The sequence below is a fragment of the Deinococcus sp. QL22 genome (assembly GCF_023370075.1).
GTDB lineage: Bacteria > Deinococcota > Deinococci > Deinococcales > Deinococcaceae > Deinococcus.
Window position 1 is genome coordinate 236016 of sequence record NZ_CP097149.1, and the last position, 18385, is coordinate 254400.

Consider the following 18385-nt stretch of genomic DNA (forward strand, 5'->3'; position numbering starts at 1 on the left):
CTACCCGGCCCCCCACACGGCGGCCCCTAACCCACCTCTCCCCCAGCCAGGCGACCCGGATGGCTGGGGCGGCATCCAACATTTTGACGACGGTCTGCCAGATCTGCACGGGTGGGTGAAGCGTGTCCAGGCTTACCGTGGAGCCCTGTGAGGCGCTGAATCGAACCAGGCACCCCAGTTGACGCCACAGACTGCTGACGTTCACCACACGACAGGAAGTCTGGTGCCCGCCCATGCCATGCTGCCTGCATGCCCAACCGCTTCACCGCTCGTGCGCTTGCCGTCGAGGAGCTCACTGATCTGGACACCTTTCTGATTGCCCTGGCTGACCATGCAGACGGGCCCACCCGCTCGCTGGAACTTCAGAAGGCGCTGGATGCCGGGGAGGACGAGGAGCATGACTTCGACTCGTACTGCCTGGTTGTGGACGGTGCCGCCACCCACTCTGGTGGTGTGGTGACCTGCCACCTGACGGCACAGACCCTGGTGTTGCATCTGAACGAGCAGGCGGCAGACACGCTGGAGACTGACGGCTTCGAGATCGACCTCGACCTGAGCGAGGAGCAGCGGACCGCGCTGCGCGCCGGCCTCGAGCGGCTGTTCCAGGGTGACCGGCTCGCGCCCGCCACGCTGGTGCTGGAATGACGGTTCTGCCCCTGGATGACCCCCGCTGGGCTTCGCTGCAGCACGCCTACGGTTCGGCGGCCGATGTGCCAGATCTCCTGAAGGCGCTGAACGGTGTGCCTGCACCCCTGGATGGAGCGTCAGAGCCTTGGTTCTCGCTGTGGAGTGCGCTGTGCCATCAGGGAGACGTGAATACCGCGTCGTACGCTTCATTGCCCCACCTGGTCGCGGATGCGGTGCGGGTGCCGGCGCCTGGACGGGTGGGGCACCTGCACCTCGCCGCAACGATCGTGGCGCTGGGTCAGGCCGAGCGATCTCCGGCCGTGCCGAAGGATCTGCAGGAAGGCTTTGACGCGGCCGTCCAACGCCTGGGCGAGCTGGCACTGGACGGCCTGGGCGCCGCGGCAGCGCTCAGCGAGGAAGAGCTGAGCGTGCTGCTCGGCACGTTGGCCGTGGCCAGGGGGCAGTCATCCCTGGGAAATCTTTTGCTGCAGTGGACCAGTGAGCTCGAATGCGGGGAGTGTGGCGCGCCCACGCCGCTGAGCCAGGCCTACGCTCTGGAGCACTGAGCCCTGTCCTCCCGCTTTACTCCATTGGCCCGCATCTTCTGCCCTAGCCACACCTGGAGGTTGCGCCCTTCACTCCAGGTGGCAGGATGGCGACATGATCCAGGTCAAAGGACCCGCACAGACCGCGCCGGCTCCGGCGCGTATCTGGGGCCTGCTGGCGAGTGAAGCTAGCACAGCCCTCATCTTCCGGCGGGGACCCAGCCGCTGGACCCACCTGTATCTGTGGAACACACGAACCGACACCATTACCCCGGGATCCTGGTTCCGCGGCCGAGTGTACGAATGGATGAGTGACCTCTCGCCGGATGGCCAGCACCTGCTCTACGTCGCACGCAACGAGTCCCCGCACCGTGTGGAGGCAGCGGCTAAGACTTTTGAAGGGGAACGCCTGTGGACGTGGACGGCGTTGTGTCGTCCACCGTGGGTCCAGGCGCTGGGCCTCTGGAACGCATCAGACGGGTGGAGCGGCGGCGGCATCTTCACTCAGAATCATTGCCTGACACTCAACCATGCGGCCCGGGAACTGAAGGCATTGATTCAGCCCACAGGCTTCACCATTCAGGGGTCAGTCGGTCGGGAGCGCGTGGACACGCTGTTGACCTCGCTGCAGCGGACAGGCTGGCAGCTCACCCTAAAGCCTGAACAGTGGATGGGGCTGGGTGAGGCACACCCAGTCATCCTTCGAAAAGGCGCACTGGAGTTGCGGTTCATCAGTTCAGCCCGCTCCAGGCGGTACATGACGTACCTCTGGCACGGACGCGGTGCAGTACCGCTGCTGGACAGCGCCACCTGGGCTGATCTTGACCAGCAGGGGCGACTGGTGTTCGCCAGTCAGGGGCGCCTCTACGTGACACGGGGCACGACGACCCAGGAACTGATGAACCTGAATCTGGATCAGCCTAGGTGGCACCCACCAACGACGTCCCACCCGCCTGTCCTTCCAGTCGACGTCCCCGACCAGAGTTGACCTGCCAGCAGAAACACAAGGTTCCCGGGAACTGTTGAAGCTCTTGGGGAGATGGTGGGATCAGAGGGCGCCCGACAGGGTACGCAGGACCTGCGCGCAGGCAACTGTGGTCCTGATGGAGCGTGCGGCCAAGTTGTTCGGTGACCAGCAGAACAGGCTGCTTTGCGTTCTGCAAAGGCTGTGCGGCCTTCCGCAGGCATGACGTCTGTTCACCCCGCAGGTAGACGGTCGACAGGTCCATCTCACGGGCACCCTTCCCTGTGTCTACCTGGCCTATGAGCCCGCACGAGACGCACCATCCGGGGAAAAGGCACCGCGGTGTATGGGCAGAGGCCAGCACCCAGGTCACACCTGCACGCCGCAGAGGTTCAGGTCTCCGGAGTCCACCCTGCCGGGTGCATGCAGCGCGCGGAACAAGCACACTGCTTTCAGGTTCTGGCCGATGAAGCCGGCGTACTCCTGCCGGGCCCAGTGCACGAACAGCCGCTGAGACACGCCCAGAACTGACGCTGCAGAGACTCGATCTCCCCAGGACGAGTGGGCACGAAAAACGCTGCCGTGACCAGGACCAGACCCTCCGGCTCACGCTGCCTCAGCAGCCCAAGCGCGATACTTTTCTCCATGCGCCGCTCCACCCGCCTCGCCCACTGGCTCGCCGTCACCCTCGCCGCCGGCCTGCTGGGTCCCCTGCCCTCCGCTCAGCGCAGTCCAACCCTGTTGCCCGCCGTGGGCCTGGCCATCGACATTGATGTACGGGGACCGGTGTCCCGCATCGACACTCTGGAAGGGGGTCAGGTCACAGCCACCTTCCAGATCTCCCCCGACGGCCGGTCAGCCGTGTTCACCTCGCCCACAGACAAGACGCTGCGCGGAGAGTACCGCTACGATCTGCGCACACGTTGGCTGAGCTACACCGAGCAGAGCCGCGACGGCCGCCTGAGCTTCTTCACCGATTATTCGGCAGGCGGCTGCCCCCTGCGCTCCGAAGTCACGCCCCAGAAAGGCTCAGGCTTTCCGGCTACCACCACGGTCACCCGCTGTGACGCCGGGCACCGCGCAGTGCGCACCGAGCAGCGGGTCACAGGCGTGCGCGATCCGGTGCTCACCACCCTGTCCTGGGCACCGGGGGGCCGCGTGGCACAGGTAACTACAGTTGACCGCCGCGGCCGGGGGACCCGCGAGGAACGCTACGACGCCCAGGGGCGTTTTGTGCGCTCAGAGGGCGTTGACGCCTCTGGTACGCAGCTGACGACCACGGTGACGCACACAGACGACGCGCGCGGCAACTGGCTCACGCGCCGCACAGTCACGGAGACGCACTTCGCCTGTACCCCTGACCCGGTAGCAGCCCGGTACGGCCTGAAGTGTGAACCTGACCCCAGGCCGCAGGTCGAGCTTGAGCAGCGCCGCATTACCTACCGCTGATAAGCGGGTCAGTTCTGGGCTGCAGACGCTGAGCGAGCGGGCGACGGGGAGAGTGGACGCCTTGGGTCCTGCCAGGAGGGAGCGGCTGGTCGTGCGGACTGCTGCTCTTCCCATGGCATGCATGCACTGGGGGCTGAGGGCAGCGAGGCGGGGATTCCCGGATGATCTCTGGCTGTTCCACAGAAGGTCGGCTGACTTGAGCGGCAGAGGATCCAAGCACTCACCAGAGGAGAGGACCTGCTCAGCCTGACAGGCCCTGCAGACATTCTGGATTTATTGGCAGCGTTCAAAGTTCATCACGTCCTGCCTGAAAAGGCGGAGCAGGGGGAATGCCTCTTGCCTGCTCCCACCTGTCGCCCGGCATATTGAGCTTTGGACGCTATTCAGGATCTTGCCCAGGCACCGGAGTGTTCAGCCGCAGGAGAGCGGCACGGGCGTCCGGCGTGCCAATTTCGGCTATCGTTTCCTCAATCCACCGCGTGTGAACTGTAAATCGCTCACCCTGCGTCTGCACGCGGTGCATCAGGGCTTCCAACACTGGCACAGCCTCAGGGGCTTCACGGCGGCCCAGGCTGCGGTACAGGGGACGCAGTCCCTCGGCAGCCACTTCATTCAACCAGTGAATCAGCTCTTCCAGACGCGTCTGGGGGAGCACGCTGCACGCCAAAGACAGGAAGAATCCCGCTTCCAGGCCTGTCCGGCTCCGCCAAGCCCGGATGCAGGCGTCCGCAGCTTCGCTATCCCCGGGCACCGTCCCCGCAATGACGGGATACGTTGGCGGAAAGTCCAGCGCAGCCGTGTCCGGGTCGCATCGTGCCTCGAACACGGCCGTCAGGGTTGGAAAGAGGACTTCCGGTTCGAACAGCATGTCGTGCTCAGACAGCACGAGGCGGTCTGGACACTCGTGCAGCATGCTGTACACGAGGTAATTGTTCCCGGCATCCCGGAAGAGGGGCAGGCCGAATCTCAGGAGACTGGGCGTTCCCAGGTTCTCATATGGAGCCCGCAACTCTGCGAGGGCCGCTCTGGCACGACGAATTGAGAGGAGCTCATACGCCAGGTCCTGGTAGTCTTCTAGGTCGTCGAACAGCTCATACATGGCGCGAACAGGCGCGGGGAGGGGCACACCCAGGTCGGCTTCAAGCGCGGCGAGATCTTCTGGGGAAGCAGGCGGACTCAGAATGAAGCCTCGAGCCTGCAGGTCGGCTTTCAGGTGCTGCATATCCCCCAACACTATTCGGTCGTTAGCGCTGAGCGCCTGTGCCCGGCAGCTTGACCAGACCCTACGTGCATCACTCCACCTGAGATCCTGATCTGCGGATGCTTGAGGCGCACTTTTTCTGCCCAGCTGGCCGCCCTGATGGGAACTTCTCCTGCTTGAGGGTCCTCCTTTGTTCTGATGGAGTGTCAAGTTGGGTCTGTCAGGCGGACTCCCATGGAGTATTAGGCTGAAAGCTGTAAGTGTGGAACTGTGCGGAGCGACATGGATTGGACTGAATTAGATGCCCTTCTCTGCCAAGGAGCCTACATATCTGCCCTATCCACCTATCGTGCAGAGGTAGGGGGCGATCTACACGAAGCCATATATGCACTCGGTCAACGTGGAGATTATTTACGAGAGACTCAACCCGAACGATTTCCGAAGCGGCCCGCGCCAGCTCTGATCGCACGAGAGAACCTTCAAGGTGTATCTGGTCGCATCTGCGTGATCGAAGCCGTGTGGGATGGCGATACGGTGCACGACTGGTTTCTTGTGTTGGTGGCGGTATCCGAGGGAGCGTCCACGAGCCATGCGCGATATACCGAGACGTGGCTCTGCAACATCACGCAACGCGATGTAGGACAGGAATCACTTGTTGAGCTTGCCATTGAACTGCAACATCAACTGGCTGCAGAGCGGAGTGCTGAGATCAAAGTCCCTGTCTGGCCGCCAGACGATGAAGCACCAAGATGGTGGAACGCTGCCCCTTTGCCCCTGGCGTAACAGACCCAAGTTGACACTCCACTGGCAGGATCTTGTCACTTCGCGTAAAGCTCCTGCCAAGCGACCGCGCTCCCCTCACTGCTGAGGTGGTCGGACACACCGCAACAGGACCGCCTGCTGCACCGAACAGGGTAGAGGAGCCACGGCCAGGAAGTCAGCTTCAAATTGCGTGACCAGGTCAAGCATGCACGCATTGATCTCCTGAACATCTCTGACCATGACCGCGGCAATCTGAGCGAGCCAGGCCGTACACCACATCACCGGGAGATCAACCTCGTCGTCCGCGTACAGCGTCCCTTCATAGCTGCTCAGGGCCAGGGAAAGCAGGCGGCTATATGCATCATCTGCCCCCTTTAACTTTCCCCGAAAGGCACGCTTGATCAGACGACGCGTGAGATACAACGTTTCTGGACTGCCTAAGCGACCATCACGCCTCACCATTTCGACCAAGTGGGCCACTTCAGGATCCTTGAGCTTCCTGTCGTAGAGTGCACACGCGACCAGGCCGTGGAGCAGCAAAACATTGCCCAGATTCATCTGGGAGAACCGCTGAAAGACCTCCACAGCCATCAGGTCCCATTCTATAGCCTCTCCATTCCTCCTTTTCGGAGAGGTCTCGGCGACGCGCCAATCAAGACCCAGACAGGTCCAAGGGTCGAAAGGGACAACGTCCTACTGGATCAGCACCGCGCTGCAATGCGCACGCCAGACTGCCCCTACAGTGACCGTGTGAGTGAACTTCGCCAACTGCTTGACCGGATCCGGGCCCATCCGGACTGCGTGGTCCTGCCTGCGACTGGACTTCCCCAGCCTGTTGCTCCCCACCAACTCCCGAACGACGTGAACGAGTTCTACACCCTGTGCGGTGGCGTGGAGTTCTTCGTCGGGAGCGAGGTCCTGTTCCCTTTCCGCATCGTCGCGCCCGATGAAGTCGTGCGGGCTAACCTGAAGTTTTTTGGTGAGCTGTACGCTGATGACATCACGGCGCAGTGGTATCTGATCGCCGAAGACTTTAATGGCGACTGCCTGTCTATCGACCTGGCGCCCGAGCGCCTCGGACGGTGCTACGACAGCAACCATGAAGTCCACGGCATGGTGGGGAGTTGCGCGGTCGTCGCGCGCTCCTTCACCGAGCTGTTGACGTTCCTGTGGGAAGCACCGGGAGACGAAGTGTTCTGGCGCTCAGACCGCTTCACTCCGTTGGGCGACGCCTATGACGCTCTCCAGAGGGCATAGAGAGCACCTGTCGGGCACGCACCCGGACATTGATGTTCCGAATGGGCGCTGTGCGGCAGGATGTCATGGGGCCTCGACACCCTTCCCTGCCACAGAGCTCAATCCATAAGTTCCATCCTTCCTGTGACTCTCTCGGAGCACTGGGGGCTCCCCTGCCCCAATTACAGCCGCAGGAGGCGCGGGCCGCAGGAAACCAGCCAGGCGCCCTGCCCGGGTGTGTAGAACGTGCTGTCGAAAGGAGAGAGACCGAGTGCGGCGCTGTAGGCGACGAGGTGATCGTAGGTGAAACGGCGCTTGCGTCGACGGTCACGGTACGCCGCGAGATCCTCGAAGGGCAGAGGCGTCCCCAGCCGCCAGAAGCGCCACCACCCCCGGGTGTTGCGCAGGCCCACTGAGCGGCCCGTGACCGGCCCTGTCCCCTCCGGGTTAAAGACCGTGAACTCCAGCAGCTCCTCACCCTCATCTGGCAGGGGGCCGGCAGTCACCTGAACAGCGCGGACACCGAGGATTCCTGCCAGCGGCGGCACGACCGAGTCGACGTTCGTGCCGAGTGGGTAATTGTTGAAGTACGCCGTCCAGCGGCCCACCGTGGGCACGAACAGGTGGCGGCGGGCGTCGAAGCGCAGAGGGTGCAGGTGACCCAGCACGTCCTGAAGAGGGGCCGCCAGACGGGCGCTGCCGCACTCCTGTCCGGTCTCGCCCCGCCAAGCCCTGAACCCTTCCGCCGCCACGTGTGCCGGGCATTCGAGAAAGACCAGGTGTGTGGTGAGCGGCGCCAGCGCCCCGCCGAGCAGCAGCTGCTCCAGAGAGGCCAGCGGCGGGGCAGGCCTCACTGGCGGGGCCGCACCAGGTCGCAGGAGTCCTCGACCGTCTGGCCGTCCGCAGCGTTCGGATGAGCCTGCAGCAGGCAACGCCAGGTGCCCACCGCCTGGTCGTCGAGCAGCACCATCGGCTTGGGTAAAAAGGCCAGGAACACGGCTTCCAATCCGACTTCCCGGGCACTCTCCCGCGCGTACGCCGCGCCACCGGAAGACCAGCACCAGCAAGACAGCACCGCTCCCTGAGCGTGCAGCTCCCGGACAGGGCGGATCACGGCAGGCATGGGAAGGCGCGCCCGCCCGTGGTTCCGCACGAGGGTCTCGCCGACATCCACGTACACCACAAGCGGCACTCCGGCAGGCATAGGAGCAGTATAAATCGGCCCTGCTGCTGTTCCTGAAGACCTGGCTGCCCGCCTACAATCAGCCCATGGCACAACAAGACGACCCCTTCCGGATCACGCGCGTTCGCCTGGGGCTCGCCACCAATTCCAGTTCCTCACACTCGCTGGTTCTGCTTCAGGTACCTGAAGCTGAAGACGACCCGCAGCGTGGGCAGTACGGGCGCACGGAATTCACGCTGGTGACCCAGGAGGCCCGGCGGCATTTCCTGGCCGCGATGCTGGTGTCGAACGTCATGGCCCTGTACGACCTGCCCTGGCCTGATCTGGAACGGCTCCGCACGGAACGCATCGAGCCGTCCTCCTCACCAGAGGCCCAGGACACCCTGGAGGGGCTGTGGCGCCGATGGGAAGACATTGAGGCAGACATCTGCCTGCGCTGTGGACTGTCCGAGGGGACCGATCTGCTGGACTATCACGTCGACCATCAGAGCGCCCACCCTTTCCCACGCTCCGCGGATGGGTCCGGCCCGGATCCAGAGGCGTTTGCCCGGTACCGCGACCTGCTCCTGAGCCGCGATGTGGCGGTCTTCGGTGGAGACGACGGCAGCGAACACTCCCGCTGGGACGAGAACCGGCACCTGATGCTGGGCAGCACCGACCAGACACTGCTGGAGCCCTTGCGGGGCGAGGACTGATGAAGGTCCGGGCAGAGCATGGCCACGTCACGGTCTTCGATCCCCTGACCGGCCACCGGGTCTCTTTCGGACCGGTGCCCACCCGCCTGCGGGCCCCAGAGCTGCTGGACGTGAAACTCACGGACCGCTGCTCGGTGGGCTGCAGCTTCTGCTACCAAGATTCCCGCCCGGACCGGGACCATGCCCGCCTGGACGATGTGGCGTTCATCGCGCAGCAGGCCGGGCAGGCCGGCGTCTTTGAGGTCGCCCTGGGGGGCGGTGAGGTCAGCGAGTTTCCCCCCTTTCTGGAGGTCCTGCGCCTGTTCCGGCAGGCGGGGGTCGTGCCGAACTTCACCACGCGCCGCCCCGCCTGGGTGGCCGAGCGCTGGAGCGACCTGCGTGATCTGGCCGGCGGCTTCGCCGTATCCGTGGCCACCGCGCAGGAGGTGGAGGAGGTGGCCCGGCTGTTCCCCCAGGGCACCCGGCGGGAGGGGCAGGTGAACCTGCACCTCGTGATGGGCACGCTGTCCCGCCCGGTGACCCTCGACCTGATCCGGCGCGCCGGACACCACCGCCTGCGTGTGACCCTGCTGGGCTTCAAGGCGGTGGGCCGCGGCGCAGGTTACACAGCCCGCCCGCACGACTGGTGGGTGGAGGACCTGCCGCGCTACGTGCAGCACGCAGCCGTCAGCATCGATACCGCCCTCGCGGCACAGCATGAATCAGAGATGGCGCGCCTGCTCCAGCCCGGCACCTATCACGTGGAAGAAGGCCGCTTTAGCGCGTACGTGGACGCCGTCCAGATGACGCTGGCTCCCTCGAGCTATCACGGCGGCCCCGTCTTCCTGTTCGACCACGCCTGGTTGTCCGCGTTCGCCTCCCCAGGCTTCGTCCGGAGCGGGGCATGAACGACCGCATGTTCGGCGTGATCGCCCAGGTGCGCGGACCACGTGGCGCCAGGCTCGCGGAGCGGCTGCTGGCGGGCGGCGCGTCTCTGCGCCTGGTCAACCGGGTGGTGATGGACGACGTAGGCTGGAGCCTGGGGGGAGACGAGGACGCGTCCCTGGTGGATGAAACGGCGCGCCTTCTGAACGTGCCCCTGCCGGCCTGGTCACCGGACGAACGCCTGGGACTGCTGGCCGTCTATATCGTGGAAGGGCGCGGCGCCTTTGAGCACGTGCTAGAGACGCTCCGGGCTGTTCCGCCTGGCATGGTTCGGCGCGCCCTGACGTGGCGGGCCGTCTTCGAATGGACGACATTCGAGGCCGCCCGAGGGGCGGTGCCCGCCGCACTGGACCTGATGGCGCAGCGCCGCAGATCGACGGTCGAGGCGCTGATGGATCTGGGTGAGGACAACCTGCTGAGCACCCTGCGGGAGGTGCTCGCCGCCCCACCCTGAGGCCATCCAGAGGTTTGCCTCCCGGGCTTCCTGCTCGTTCGTGCCGGATGGGCGGTCGTGCATGGCCGTATCGTCCGTGGCCACCACAGGTTCCCTGGCCTGACGGCGTAGGTCAGGCGGTCTCCCCCGCCTTCATCTGACATCATCGGAGGTGCCCATGTCTCCAGACGCCCTACGTGCCCATTCCTTCGCCGTTCTCGACCCTCTCGGGTTCCGGCCAGCCCGCTGGCTGCCCCTTTGCGAGACCCCGTTCGTCCTGCGGCCCCTGACAGAGGTGGCCCGCCGGCTGATGGCGCTGGACGCGCTGTTCACCTGGGCCGCGTTCCCTGAGGAGGCGGCGGGGACGGAGCGGGTGCAGCTGTACATTCAGGCGAACGACCTGAAGTCGGCGCTGACCAGGGAAGAACAGGCGATCCTGTCCCTGGCCCGTGCAGAGGCGCAGGAGGCGCAGGGAGATGTGATTGGCTGGCGGCTGGAAAATATGTAGCCGCTCGCGTGGGCGCTGGGCTTCGAACCGCAGCCGGATCTGGCCCCCGCATTTATCCCCGATGAGGTGACCCGGAGCCTGCTGCACGAGTTCCTGCCCGGCCTGAGCAGCACGGTGGAGGTGCTCCTGAACCAGGCTCAGCCGCGTGACGCCAGAACAGTCGCCGGGCTTGAAGACCTGTTCTACTGCGCGCACAACGCCGTCCGGAGTGCCCAGCTGGGCGGACAGACCATTCCCCCGGGCTTTCATCCGGTTCTCCATGGCGGCGCCGTACATGAGCGCCGGCACGCCCTGACCTGGCTGCTCTCTCCAGGGGTCGCCTGGGACGACACGGACCTTGCCACCTGAACCGCACAGGCCTGAAGTGCCCGAACCCACACAGCAGCACGTGACGGCGGCGGAAGCCCTGCAGCGCCTGAAGACCGGCGAGGGGCTCGTGGGGGTCGAGGTGAGGGGCCAGCTGGACCTGCAGGCGCTGGAAGACACGGGCGGCGTGCGTCTTCCCGTGCTGCTGCGCGGCTGCCGGCTCCCTGCCGTGGACGCGTCCGATCTGGTGTTCCATGCCCCCGTCACCTTCGAGCGCTGCCACGTGGACGCCGCTCTGTTCTACGCGGCCTACTTCCTCCAAGGCGCCCGCTTCGAAGCCTGCACGTTCGGCGGTGACGTGACGTTCGAATGTGGCGGTCACAACGAGGCGCCGGCGGCCTTCACCTTGCTGAACTGCACCTTTCAGGGCTTCGTGAACTTCTTCGACAACTGGTACCCCGGCCCTGTGGAGGTGCGTGGGTGCCGCTTTGAGGGAGGAACGAACCTGCTCGGGAACAGAGGGCAGCCGTACGAGGTGGCGTTCGACCTGCCGCCCCAGATCGAGGGAAACAGCGGTGTCCTCGATGCCGATGGCGGCTGAAGCCACCGCAGGCAGGATCATCCTCCGGTGAATCCGGATCCCACGGCGTCCACCTGAAGAGCTCCAGCTCCTGGGTGTCCCCTGTGTTCATTCTCAGCGGAGGTTCAGCCCGCCTACCTCTGAGGGGCTGATGAAGACAAGAGCGTGCTGGCGGTGCTGCGCCTGACCAAGATGACCCCGTCGAACGCCGCAGGCAGCTCAATGGGCACGTGGGCAGAGGTTCCAGCTGTGAAGAGCGCACCCACGCCCGCAAAGTCCACCGGGTTGACCCACCAGCTGCGCAGCACTGGATTCAGGACAGCGCGGCGCAGATCGATGAACACCGCTGGAGCCGAACCCATGGCCAGCATGTCCAGGCTCTCCGGCCGGGCGGGAGCGACCTTCAAGGGGACGGGCCCTCCTTGAGTGTCGATGGCCCGTACCTCCCCTTCAGCGTAGGAAAGCCCGATGGCCCGGTAGCGCGTCCCGAGATCCCGGGCCAGGTGACTGCCCATCGGGCGGTACGGCTGCCCGTGCGCTCCGACCTTCGAGACGTGGAAGTTATGGGCCCACAGCATGGCTTTTTGCCCCGGGAACAGTCCGGCCAGGAGCTGGCGAACGTTCCCCGCCATGGCCGCGTCCCGGAGATTCGCCCCCGTCGTCCCGTCCGGCACGAGCGCCCTGATGGATGCCTGGCGAACTGTCTGAGCGAGGGAGTGCAGCACCTCCCGGTCAGGCGACGCTGGGGGCAAGGCCTGCACTGCCCCCAACAGTTCTGTCACCCCCTCCAGAAAGGGCGCACGTTCCTCTGCACGCTGCGCCTTCAGTTCTGCCCACGGTTCATTGCCCAGGCTCCAGATCAACAGGGTCTGGAGGGCGTCGTGAAGTCGGCCCGCGTCTGGGGCGAGTTCCTGCATCAATCGGAGACTCCCGGCAGGGTCTTGCAGGTCAAAGCCCATCACCCGCAGTTCAGGGCCCTTCCCCCGGGTCTGGTTCGACTGGCGCATCCACACCAGCAGGTCACGCATCTCCTGGGTCTGCCACGTCCAGAAATCGAACTGCCGCATGGCCATTACTGGGTCGTCCGAACCGAACCCACGAACATACTGATCCATCCGGTATCCATCGTCGAAGGCCGCCTCGATGCCGAGGACCGTGAAGCCGGCCTGCCTGACCAGTTCCCGGAACAGCCGGTCTTTGAACTGGAAGTGTTCAGCCGAGCCGTGGCTGCCCTCGCCAGCGCCAATGATCTGCACGTTGCGGGTGAATTCTGCGACCCACGTGAAGTCCGCGTTCAGGGCATTGGCGGTGAGGGTCGTGATCGGTTGGGCGAGGGTCATGAGGGCTTCACGGCGGGCCCCTTGCACCACTTCAGTACCGGACTGCCCGTTGAGGTTCGCCGGAGTGGCCCACGCCGGGGAAAAGCCGAGGGCCAACAAGGCCAGAGGCAGCAATCTGAAACGCATGACCCATGCTAAAGCGTGTTGGACTGTAGGCCGACCAAGCATGTGGATTGACCGCAGCGCAGGGCACCCCGTTCCTGTGATCTGGGCAGACGAATAAGAGACTCCCGTCTCCACACTTCACAGACGTGACCGGGCATTTTCATCAGGTGACCCCGCAAATCGCAGTCAGGCCACTGAAGACTGCATGACCTGACAAGAGGCCCCCGCGTCAGATTTAGGCCGGTGCGGGGGCCTCTCTTTGATCTCCGGCAGCCACGGCTGCTGAGCGCTAGGTCCCGCGTCGCCGTTGATGCTCGGCAATGAGCAGCCGGTCCAAAGCCCGCTCCGGCTCCGGCTCACTCCCCGGCGTCAGGGCCAGCATCAGCGCTGCGCCCTCCTGCAGCAGGCCCGGCACATGTGGCGCGACCAGCTCCGGGAAGGCCTCAGCAATCCGCGCCAGGGCGTGATACGGCTCCTGGCTCGGCGAGGGTCGCCCGCCCCGCTCCATGGTGAGCAACACCCAGCCCTGACCCCCCAGGCCGAACCGCAGCATCTCGGGATGCAGGTACACCACCTGAATGCCCAGGCTCCGAAGCGTCGCCAGCAGCCCGCAGAGGGCCAGGGCTGCTTCCTGTTGCGTCATCATCTGATCGGTCATGCCTGGCCTCCTGCCCCCATTCTGCGCTTCCTGGTCCTTCTCGGCGGTGGCCCCCTGGGCAGCCCGGGCACGCTGGGATAACCGCGCCAACCGCGCCACGGCCGGGAGCCAGACTGGCAAGCACCCTGACATCTGGCCACGTCTCGCGCAGTACCAGAGCGGCCAAGACGCTCAGAAGCGCCCTGGCCAGAAAAGGGATGAATACGCTGTTCTAGGTTCTGCAGGACAAGCTAGCGCTTGCCTTCAGGAATGGGCTCACCTCCCCGCTGTGAGCGCAGGCCTTGAGCCGGCGTCTCCGGGACCCGGATGACGGAGTGTGGCCGCTCCGAACCATGCCAGTCGAACCGGGTCACGAAGTACCCACACTGGTCATGACGCTGTGCATCGAAAAATCGCGCACTGGAGACCTCCAGAAAGTTCTCCTCCACGAGCACGTCATCCAGTGGCCCACACCCAGGCCGCTGGGCAATCTTGAGGGCCAACGTTCGGGTCGCCCCTGTGGTGCTGTTGACAACCAGCAGCTTGACGTTGACCGGATCATTGGGCATGCCGGCGGTCGTTCGTGCGCGGAACAGCACTTCCCCCAACGCCGCTGCACGCGGAGCGCCAGTGCCCGTCATCTCCCAGACCGGGCGTCCATTCGGCACGCGGAATCCGAGGTTGTCGTTGCTCCACAGTTCCCCACCCGTGCTTCGAGAGACCCAGAACGTGCCGTCAATCACGCCCCAGCCCCGCTCTTGGGGCAGTGGCCCGCTGCCACTGCCATCCAGCCGCCCCTGAACAGTCCGTTGCCACTGCGTCTGTCCGGTGACGCCCGACAGCAACATGATCCTCAGGTGTTGGGTGCCGTACTGCACGTCGCCCTGCTCGGCCAGGACAAGCACGTCCTGGCCGACCTGCCCAGTGCTGACCACCCTGAGCCCCGGGAATGCCCGTCTCCACCGAAGCTGTCCATTGGCGTTGGCCGCCAGAATTTCACGGGGGGTCGATCGCAGGACCATCCCCGGTCCCGCTCCCCCACCAGCTTCCGCCATTGCCGCATTCAGCGCGATGAAGAGCAGCAAGGTCTTGCGCATGCCCGCAGCATAGGATGTTCCAGCCCGGCCGACACGCCCCCGCTCACAGCCGGTCTGCCGGACTCGCCCGCAGGTGCTGGCGCTGAATATCACTGGGCAGGTATTTCACGTACCGCCGCGTCATATCCAGTGTCTGGTGCCCGAGAATCTGCTGCAGAGAGAACATATCTCCCCCGTTGCGCAGGTACCCCACCGCGAAGCCGCGGCGCCAGGCGTGCGGGGCCACATGGTCTCTGGGCAACCCTGCCGCCGCCGCGATCTTGACCAGCAGGTGCGTGAGGCCGCCCTTGGTCATCGGCTCACCGGTTCGGCTCAGGAACAGGGTGCGGATCATCGGGAGTGCCGGCTTGCGCTCATGCCGCTCATACCGCGCAATGGCCCGGGCGCTCTTGATCCCCAGCGGCACCGTCCGGCCGCGTCCCCCCTTTGCTGTGCTGCCACGGATGGTGATCTGCCCCGTGTTCAGATCAATGTCATCCGTCTCGAGCTGCAGCACCTCTCCCTGGCGCAGCCCCGTGTCGTAGAGGAACAGCAGCAGGGCCTTGTTCCGCAGCGGCTGGCTCAGCTCCGCGGCCACCTTCAAGCAGGCGGCCACCTCGTGCGGCTGGACAGCAGGTGGGCGTTCCTTCGGCAGGGCCGGCATCCGGATCTTCAGGGTTGGATCTTTGTCGATCAACTCTTCAAAGAGCGCCCAGCGGAAGGTGGCGCGGATGGCCCGCAGCACCGCATGCTCCCCGCCTGGGCCCAGGCCGCGCGTCTCGCGCAGCCAGAGCTGGAACTCCGTCAGCACGGCGCGGGTGATGACGTCGGTGTCGGCCGCGATGTTCTGCGCCTTGAGGAACTCCACCAACGGTTCCAGGCCATACCGGTAGTAGATGAGGGTCGCCGGACTTCTCCGCATGGAAGAGAGGTGGCGAATGTGGGCGGCGTGCAGCGATGACAACAGCATAATTCTCCTGTTGCAGTGCGGCTGGACGGCACACGATTCCCGGTGCCGCTTGTCTCCTCCCCTGGCCCCCCTGTTCTCAAAAAAGCAAAAACCCCCACGTTAAGCGGGGGCCATTGCAGCCATCTTGGTGCCGAAGGGGGGACTCGAACCCCCACGGTTTCCCGTTCGATTTTGAGTCGAGTGCGTCTACCAATTCCGCCACTCCGGCCTACGCTTGGCTTGCAAACTGCACAAGATTGGGCGCGGAGCGGATACTAGCGCAAGGGAGGGCGATAGGTCAAACGGAGTCTGACTCTGGCCCCGCAGCAGGGACAGTCTCCGCTCTTGCGCCGATGCGTGCGCCGATATCGCGCCGCAGCTGTGCGCCTGCAAAGTCCACCCGGTCTGCCAGAGCGTAGGCGCGGCCCAGCGCGGCGTTCAGGGTGTCGGCGGTGGCAGTAACGGCCAAGACTCGCCCGCCGTTGCTGATCAACGTTTCAGCTTGCAGAGCGGTTCCGGCGTGGTAGATGATCTCCCCTGCCCCAGTCGGCGGCAGCCTGATCGGAATGCCCTTCTGCGGCTCGGCGGGATAACCGGGAGCCGCAAGGATAATCACGGCACTGGCTCCGGCCCGGAACTGCACAGAGTCAGGATTGAGATGGCCCCGTACAGCGTCCAGCGCGTGTTGGGCCAGATCGGATTCCAGTAGAGGCAGCACCGCTTCGGCCTCTGGATCGCCAAAACGGGCGTTGAATTCCACCACTTTAGGGCCGCTGGGAGTCAGCATCAGGCCCGCGTACAGCACACCCGTGTAGGGCAAACCCTCCGCCCGCATTCCGGCCAACGTGCGCTCGATGATGTCGGACTGGATAACGGCCAACGCTTCGGCAGGCAGAGGGAACGGGCAGATCACGCCCATTCCGCCCGTCATGGGGCCAGTGTCGCCTTCAAAAATAGTCTTGTGATCCTGACTGGGCGGCGTGAGGGCGTATCGCACGCCATCGGTGAGGGCCAGCACGGTCACTTCTTGCCCGGTCATGAAGTCCTCTATGACGGCACTCGCGCCCGCCTGACCGCTGTTTTGACTAAAAATGTCGTGTAGCGCGGCTTCAGCTTCGGCGTGGGTGTGGGCGATCGTGACGCCTTTACCTGCCCGCAAACCTGCATCCTTGATCACGGTGGGGAGGGCGCAGGTGGCCGCGTGGGTCAGTGCTTCTGCCAGATTGTCAAAGGCCCGGTGCTGCGCGGTGGGAATGCCGTGACGGGTCATAAAGGCCTTGCTCCACGCCTTGTCGCCCTCCAAGCGGCTGGCGGCGTGGGTGGGGCCAAAGGCAGGCACGCCGCGCCCTGTGCAGGCATCCACCACGCCCGCCGCGAGGTAAGCTTCCGGCCCTACGATGACCACATCCACGCCTTGCTGCACGGCCAATTCGGCCAGGCTGTCGGCGTCTTGCGGGCCAGAGATGATCCGGGCCAACGCTGCAATGCCGGGGTTGCCGGGGGTACACATCACCTCGTGACCGCTGCGGGCGCAGGCGTCCACGATGGCGTGTTCGCGCCCACCGCCGCCGATGACCAGCACGCGCATCAGCGGGCCGCCTGTGTTGATTCCACCTGTGTAGATTCTTGCCCTGGTGCCGGAGCACGCGCCGCCTGCCGTTGCCAGTAGCGCACCAACCCCTGCACGCTCATCCACGGCGGGCAAGCGAATTCGTAGCGGGCGGGCAAATCGGGACTTTCGCTGTGCAGTTCGGCCAGCAGCGCCGCCGTAAATGCGTCCGACAGGGCTTGCGGTTCCTGCCCCGCCGCCAACCCCACCTGGATGCGCTGTGCATCGGTCTGAAGGTTGGCTAGCAGCGCGTCCCAGTGGCTACCCGCCTGGGCATACGCTCCGAAATGGGCCAGATGCAGGGTGCGGGCGTCTACTTTACGCAGCAGGGCAATGCTGGCCCGCCAGGCGTCCAGATCAATGTCGGGCGGCGGAGTAGGGGCACGGGGCGATTGGCGCACGTCCAGCCGGATGCCGCCCACATCGCCCACGAACAGGTCATCTCCTATGTGGTAGGCCAGATGGTGAACCGCGTGGCCGGGGGTATACAGCGGCAGCACGTCGATCTGGCCCAAGCGGAGGGATTCGCCGCCCGCCAGCACGGTCAGGCGTTCGGCGGGCACGGGCAGGAATTCGCCCCACAGGCTCTCCATCTGATCCCCGTAAATTTGCGTGGCGCTCGCCACCAAGCGTTCGGGCCGCGACAGGTGCGCCGCGCCGCGTGAATGCACGTAGGCCCGCGCCCCCGGCACCCGCGCCAGCAGCGTGCCCGCCGCCCCCGCATGATCCAGATGAATATGCGTGAGCAGGACATGCCGGACGTCCTCTAAATCTGCGCCCAGCGCCGCCAAACCCGCTTGGAGTACGGGCAACGTGGAACTGGGGCCAGTGTCCACGAGGGCCAAGCCGTCACCTGTCTCGAACACGGCAGAGGCGACGACACCCGGCGTACCCTGAAAGTGCAGATCGAGGGTATGCACCGTGCCCAGGTTCAGCTCCATTACGCCAGACCTGCGATGCGTGCGCCTGCCAGCGCTGCCGCCGCCGCGTACTGCACGCCCGCGATAGCCCGGATGACCCGCACGTTGGCCGCCGCTTTCATGGGGCCGTAAGTCAGAGCCAGAATCAGCGTCGCGCTGAGAACGATAAACACCACCACCACCCAAAGAACCATATAGGCAAGCATACCAACCCGGCGCAATGGGACAGCACAGCGGGGCGGCCCCCATCCTGCTCAGCCTGCCCCTGACGCCAAAGCATGTGCGCCCCGTGATGACTATCTGATTGCTGGCTTACTTGATTAAGACGGTCTTTTA

The 18385-nt window shown here is 65.0% G+C and carries 21 protein-coding genes, 1 tRNA gene and 1 pseudogene; 11 read left to right on the top strand and 12 right to left on the bottom strand.

Annotated features, from left to right (window positions below; genetic code table 11):
- The first annotated feature begins 249 nt into the window (after positions 1-249).
- From M1R55_RS01060 to M1R55_RS01075, 4 genes are all read left to right on the top strand, one after another.
- A complete protein-coding gene (locus tag M1R55_RS01060) occupies positions 250-645 on the top strand; it encodes an Imm10 family immunity protein (RefSeq protein WP_249392912.1) in 396 nt (131 codons plus the stop codon).
- Positions 642-1193: a hypothetical protein gene (locus tag M1R55_RS01065; RefSeq protein ID WP_249392913.1), complete on the top strand. Its 552-nt coding sequence runs from the start codon at positions 642-644 to the stop codon at positions 1191-1193. Before M1R55_RS01060 ends, M1R55_RS01065 begins: the two co-directional genes overlap by 4 nt.
- Positions 1194-1287: 94 nt before the next feature.
- Complete coding sequence (locus M1R55_RS01070; RefSeq protein ID WP_249392914.1) at positions 1288-2160, top strand: hypothetical protein; 873 nt, start codon at positions 1288-1290, stop codon at positions 2158-2160.
- 621 nt (positions 2161-2781) lie between these two features.
- Positions 2782-3585, top strand: coding sequence for a hypothetical protein (locus M1R55_RS01075; RefSeq protein ID WP_249392915.1), 804 nt, complete (start codon positions 2782-2784; stop codon positions 3583-3585).
- 379 nt (positions 3586-3964) lie between these two features.
- On the opposite strand, the gene M1R55_RS01080 is transcribed toward M1R55_RS01075, so the two are convergent.
- Complete coding sequence (locus M1R55_RS01080) at positions 3965-4807, bottom strand: hypothetical protein (RefSeq protein WP_249392916.1); 843 nt, start codon at positions 4805-4807, stop codon at positions 3965-3967.
- Positions 4808-5068: 261 nt separating this feature from the next.
- Here M1R55_RS01080 and M1R55_RS01085 point away from each other — a divergent pair, with 261 nt between their 5' ends.
- Entirely contained in the window at positions 5069-5569 is a 501-nt protein-coding gene (locus M1R55_RS01085; protein WP_249392917.1) for a hypothetical protein, read from the top strand.
- A 75-nt stretch (positions 5570-5644) separates the two neighbouring features.
- Here the strand turns inward: M1R55_RS01085 and M1R55_RS01090 are convergent, their stop codons facing one another.
- Positions 5645-6139 carry a hypothetical protein gene (locus M1R55_RS01090; protein ID WP_249392918.1) on the bottom strand — a complete coding sequence of 165 codons (495 nt, stop codon included), beginning with the start codon at positions 6137-6139 and terminating at the stop codon, positions 5645-5647.
- A 159-nt stretch (positions 6140-6298) separates the two neighbouring features.
- On the opposite strand from M1R55_RS01090, the gene M1R55_RS01095 reads away from it, so the two are divergent.
- Positions 6299-6805 (top strand): SMI1/KNR4 family protein, encoded by a 507-nt coding sequence (locus M1R55_RS01095; protein ID WP_249392919.1) that lies wholly within the window; start codon positions 6299-6301, stop codon positions 6803-6805.
- 161 nt (positions 6806-6966) lie between these two features.
- Here the strand turns inward: M1R55_RS01095 and M1R55_RS01100 are convergent, their stop codons facing one another.
- Together M1R55_RS01100 and M1R55_RS01105 are read right to left on the bottom strand one after the other, a co-directional pair.
- The gene (locus M1R55_RS01100) at positions 6967-7638 is read right to left on the bottom strand and encodes a hypothetical protein (protein ID WP_249392920.1); all 672 of its coding nucleotides are present in this window, start codon (positions 7636-7638) and stop codon (positions 6967-6969) included.
- Positions 7635-7988: a DUF705 domain-containing protein gene (locus M1R55_RS01105; RefSeq protein WP_249392921.1), complete on the bottom strand. Its 354-nt coding sequence runs from the start codon at positions 7986-7988 to the stop codon at positions 7635-7637. The genes M1R55_RS01100 and M1R55_RS01105 overlap by 4 nt, the downstream gene beginning before the upstream one ends.
- A 65-nt stretch (positions 7989-8053) precedes the next feature.
- Here M1R55_RS01105 and M1R55_RS01110 point away from each other — a divergent pair, with 65 nt between their 5' ends.
- The 5 genes and pseudogenes from M1R55_RS01110 (at position 8054) to M1R55_RS01130 (ending at position 11434) form a co-directional block, all read left to right on the top strand.
- A complete protein-coding gene (locus tag M1R55_RS01110) occupies positions 8054-8662 on the top strand; it encodes a hypothetical protein (protein WP_249392922.1) in 609 nt (202 codons plus the stop codon).
- Positions 8662-9549 carry a radical SAM protein gene (locus M1R55_RS01115; RefSeq protein WP_249392923.1) on the top strand — a complete coding sequence of 296 codons (888 nt, stop codon included), beginning with the start codon at positions 8662-8664 and terminating at the stop codon, positions 9547-9549. Before M1R55_RS01110 ends, M1R55_RS01115 begins: the two co-directional genes overlap by 1 nt.
- Positions 9546-10040, top strand: coding sequence for a hypothetical protein (locus M1R55_RS01120; RefSeq protein WP_249392924.1), 495 nt, complete (start codon positions 9546-9548; stop codon positions 10038-10040). The genes M1R55_RS01115 and M1R55_RS01120 overlap by 4 nt, the downstream gene beginning before the upstream one ends.
- 157 nt (positions 10041-10197) lie before the next feature.
- A pseudogene (locus tag M1R55_RS01125) lies at positions 10198-10875 on the top strand (DUF4272 domain-containing protein).
- Positions 10876-10915: 40 nt separating this feature from the next.
- Positions 10916-11434, top strand: coding sequence for a hypothetical protein (locus M1R55_RS01130; RefSeq protein WP_249392925.1), 519 nt, complete (start codon positions 10916-10918; stop codon positions 11432-11434).
- Between the two features lie 113 nt (positions 11435-11547).
- Here the strand turns inward: M1R55_RS01130 and M1R55_RS01135 are convergent, their stop codons facing one another.
- The 8 genes from M1R55_RS01135 to M1R55_RS01170 all read right to left on the bottom strand — a co-directional run bounded on the left by M1R55_RS01135 (position 11548) and on the right by M1R55_RS01170 (position 18243).
- A complete protein-coding gene (locus M1R55_RS01135) occupies positions 11548-12879 on the bottom strand; it encodes an erythromycin esterase family protein (protein WP_249392926.1) in 1332 nt (443 codons plus the stop codon).
- A gap of 268 nt (positions 12880-13147) precedes the next feature.
- Positions 13148-13516, bottom strand: a complete 369-nt coding sequence (locus M1R55_RS01140) for a hypothetical protein (RefSeq protein ID WP_249392927.1) — start codon at positions 13514-13516, stop codon at positions 13148-13150.
- A gap of 230 nt (positions 13517-13746) precedes the next feature.
- Positions 13747-14592 carry a PQQ-like beta-propeller repeat protein gene (locus M1R55_RS01145; protein ID WP_249392928.1) on the bottom strand — a complete coding sequence of 282 codons (846 nt, stop codon included), beginning with the start codon at positions 14590-14592 and terminating at the stop codon, positions 13747-13749.
- Between the two features lie 43 nt (positions 14593-14635).
- Positions 14636-15541: a tyrosine-type recombinase/integrase gene (locus M1R55_RS01150; RefSeq protein WP_249392929.1), complete on the bottom strand. Its 906-nt coding sequence runs from the start codon at positions 15539-15541 to the stop codon at positions 14636-14638.
- Positions 15542-15666: 125 nt separating this feature from the next.
- Positions 15667-15749 (bottom strand) — tRNA-Leu (locus tag M1R55_RS01155).
- Positions 15750-15818: 69 nt separating this feature from the next.
- Positions 15819-17108 (bottom strand): phosphoribosylamine--glycine ligase, encoded by a 1290-nt coding sequence (gene purD / locus M1R55_RS01160; RefSeq protein ID WP_249392930.1) that lies wholly within the window; start codon positions 17106-17108, stop codon positions 15819-15821.
- Positions 17108-18070 (bottom strand): MBL fold metallo-hydrolase, encoded by a 963-nt coding sequence (locus tag M1R55_RS01165; protein ID WP_249392931.1) that lies wholly within the window; start codon positions 18068-18070, stop codon positions 17108-17110. The genes purD and M1R55_RS01165 overlap by 1 nt, the downstream gene beginning before the upstream one ends.
- Positions 18070-18243 carry a hypothetical protein gene (locus M1R55_RS01170; protein WP_249392932.1) on the bottom strand — a complete coding sequence of 58 codons (174 nt, stop codon included), beginning with the start codon at positions 18241-18243 and terminating at the stop codon, positions 18070-18072. Before M1R55_RS01170 ends, M1R55_RS01165 begins: the two co-directional genes overlap by 1 nt.
- Positions 18244-18385 lie beyond the last annotated feature (142 nt).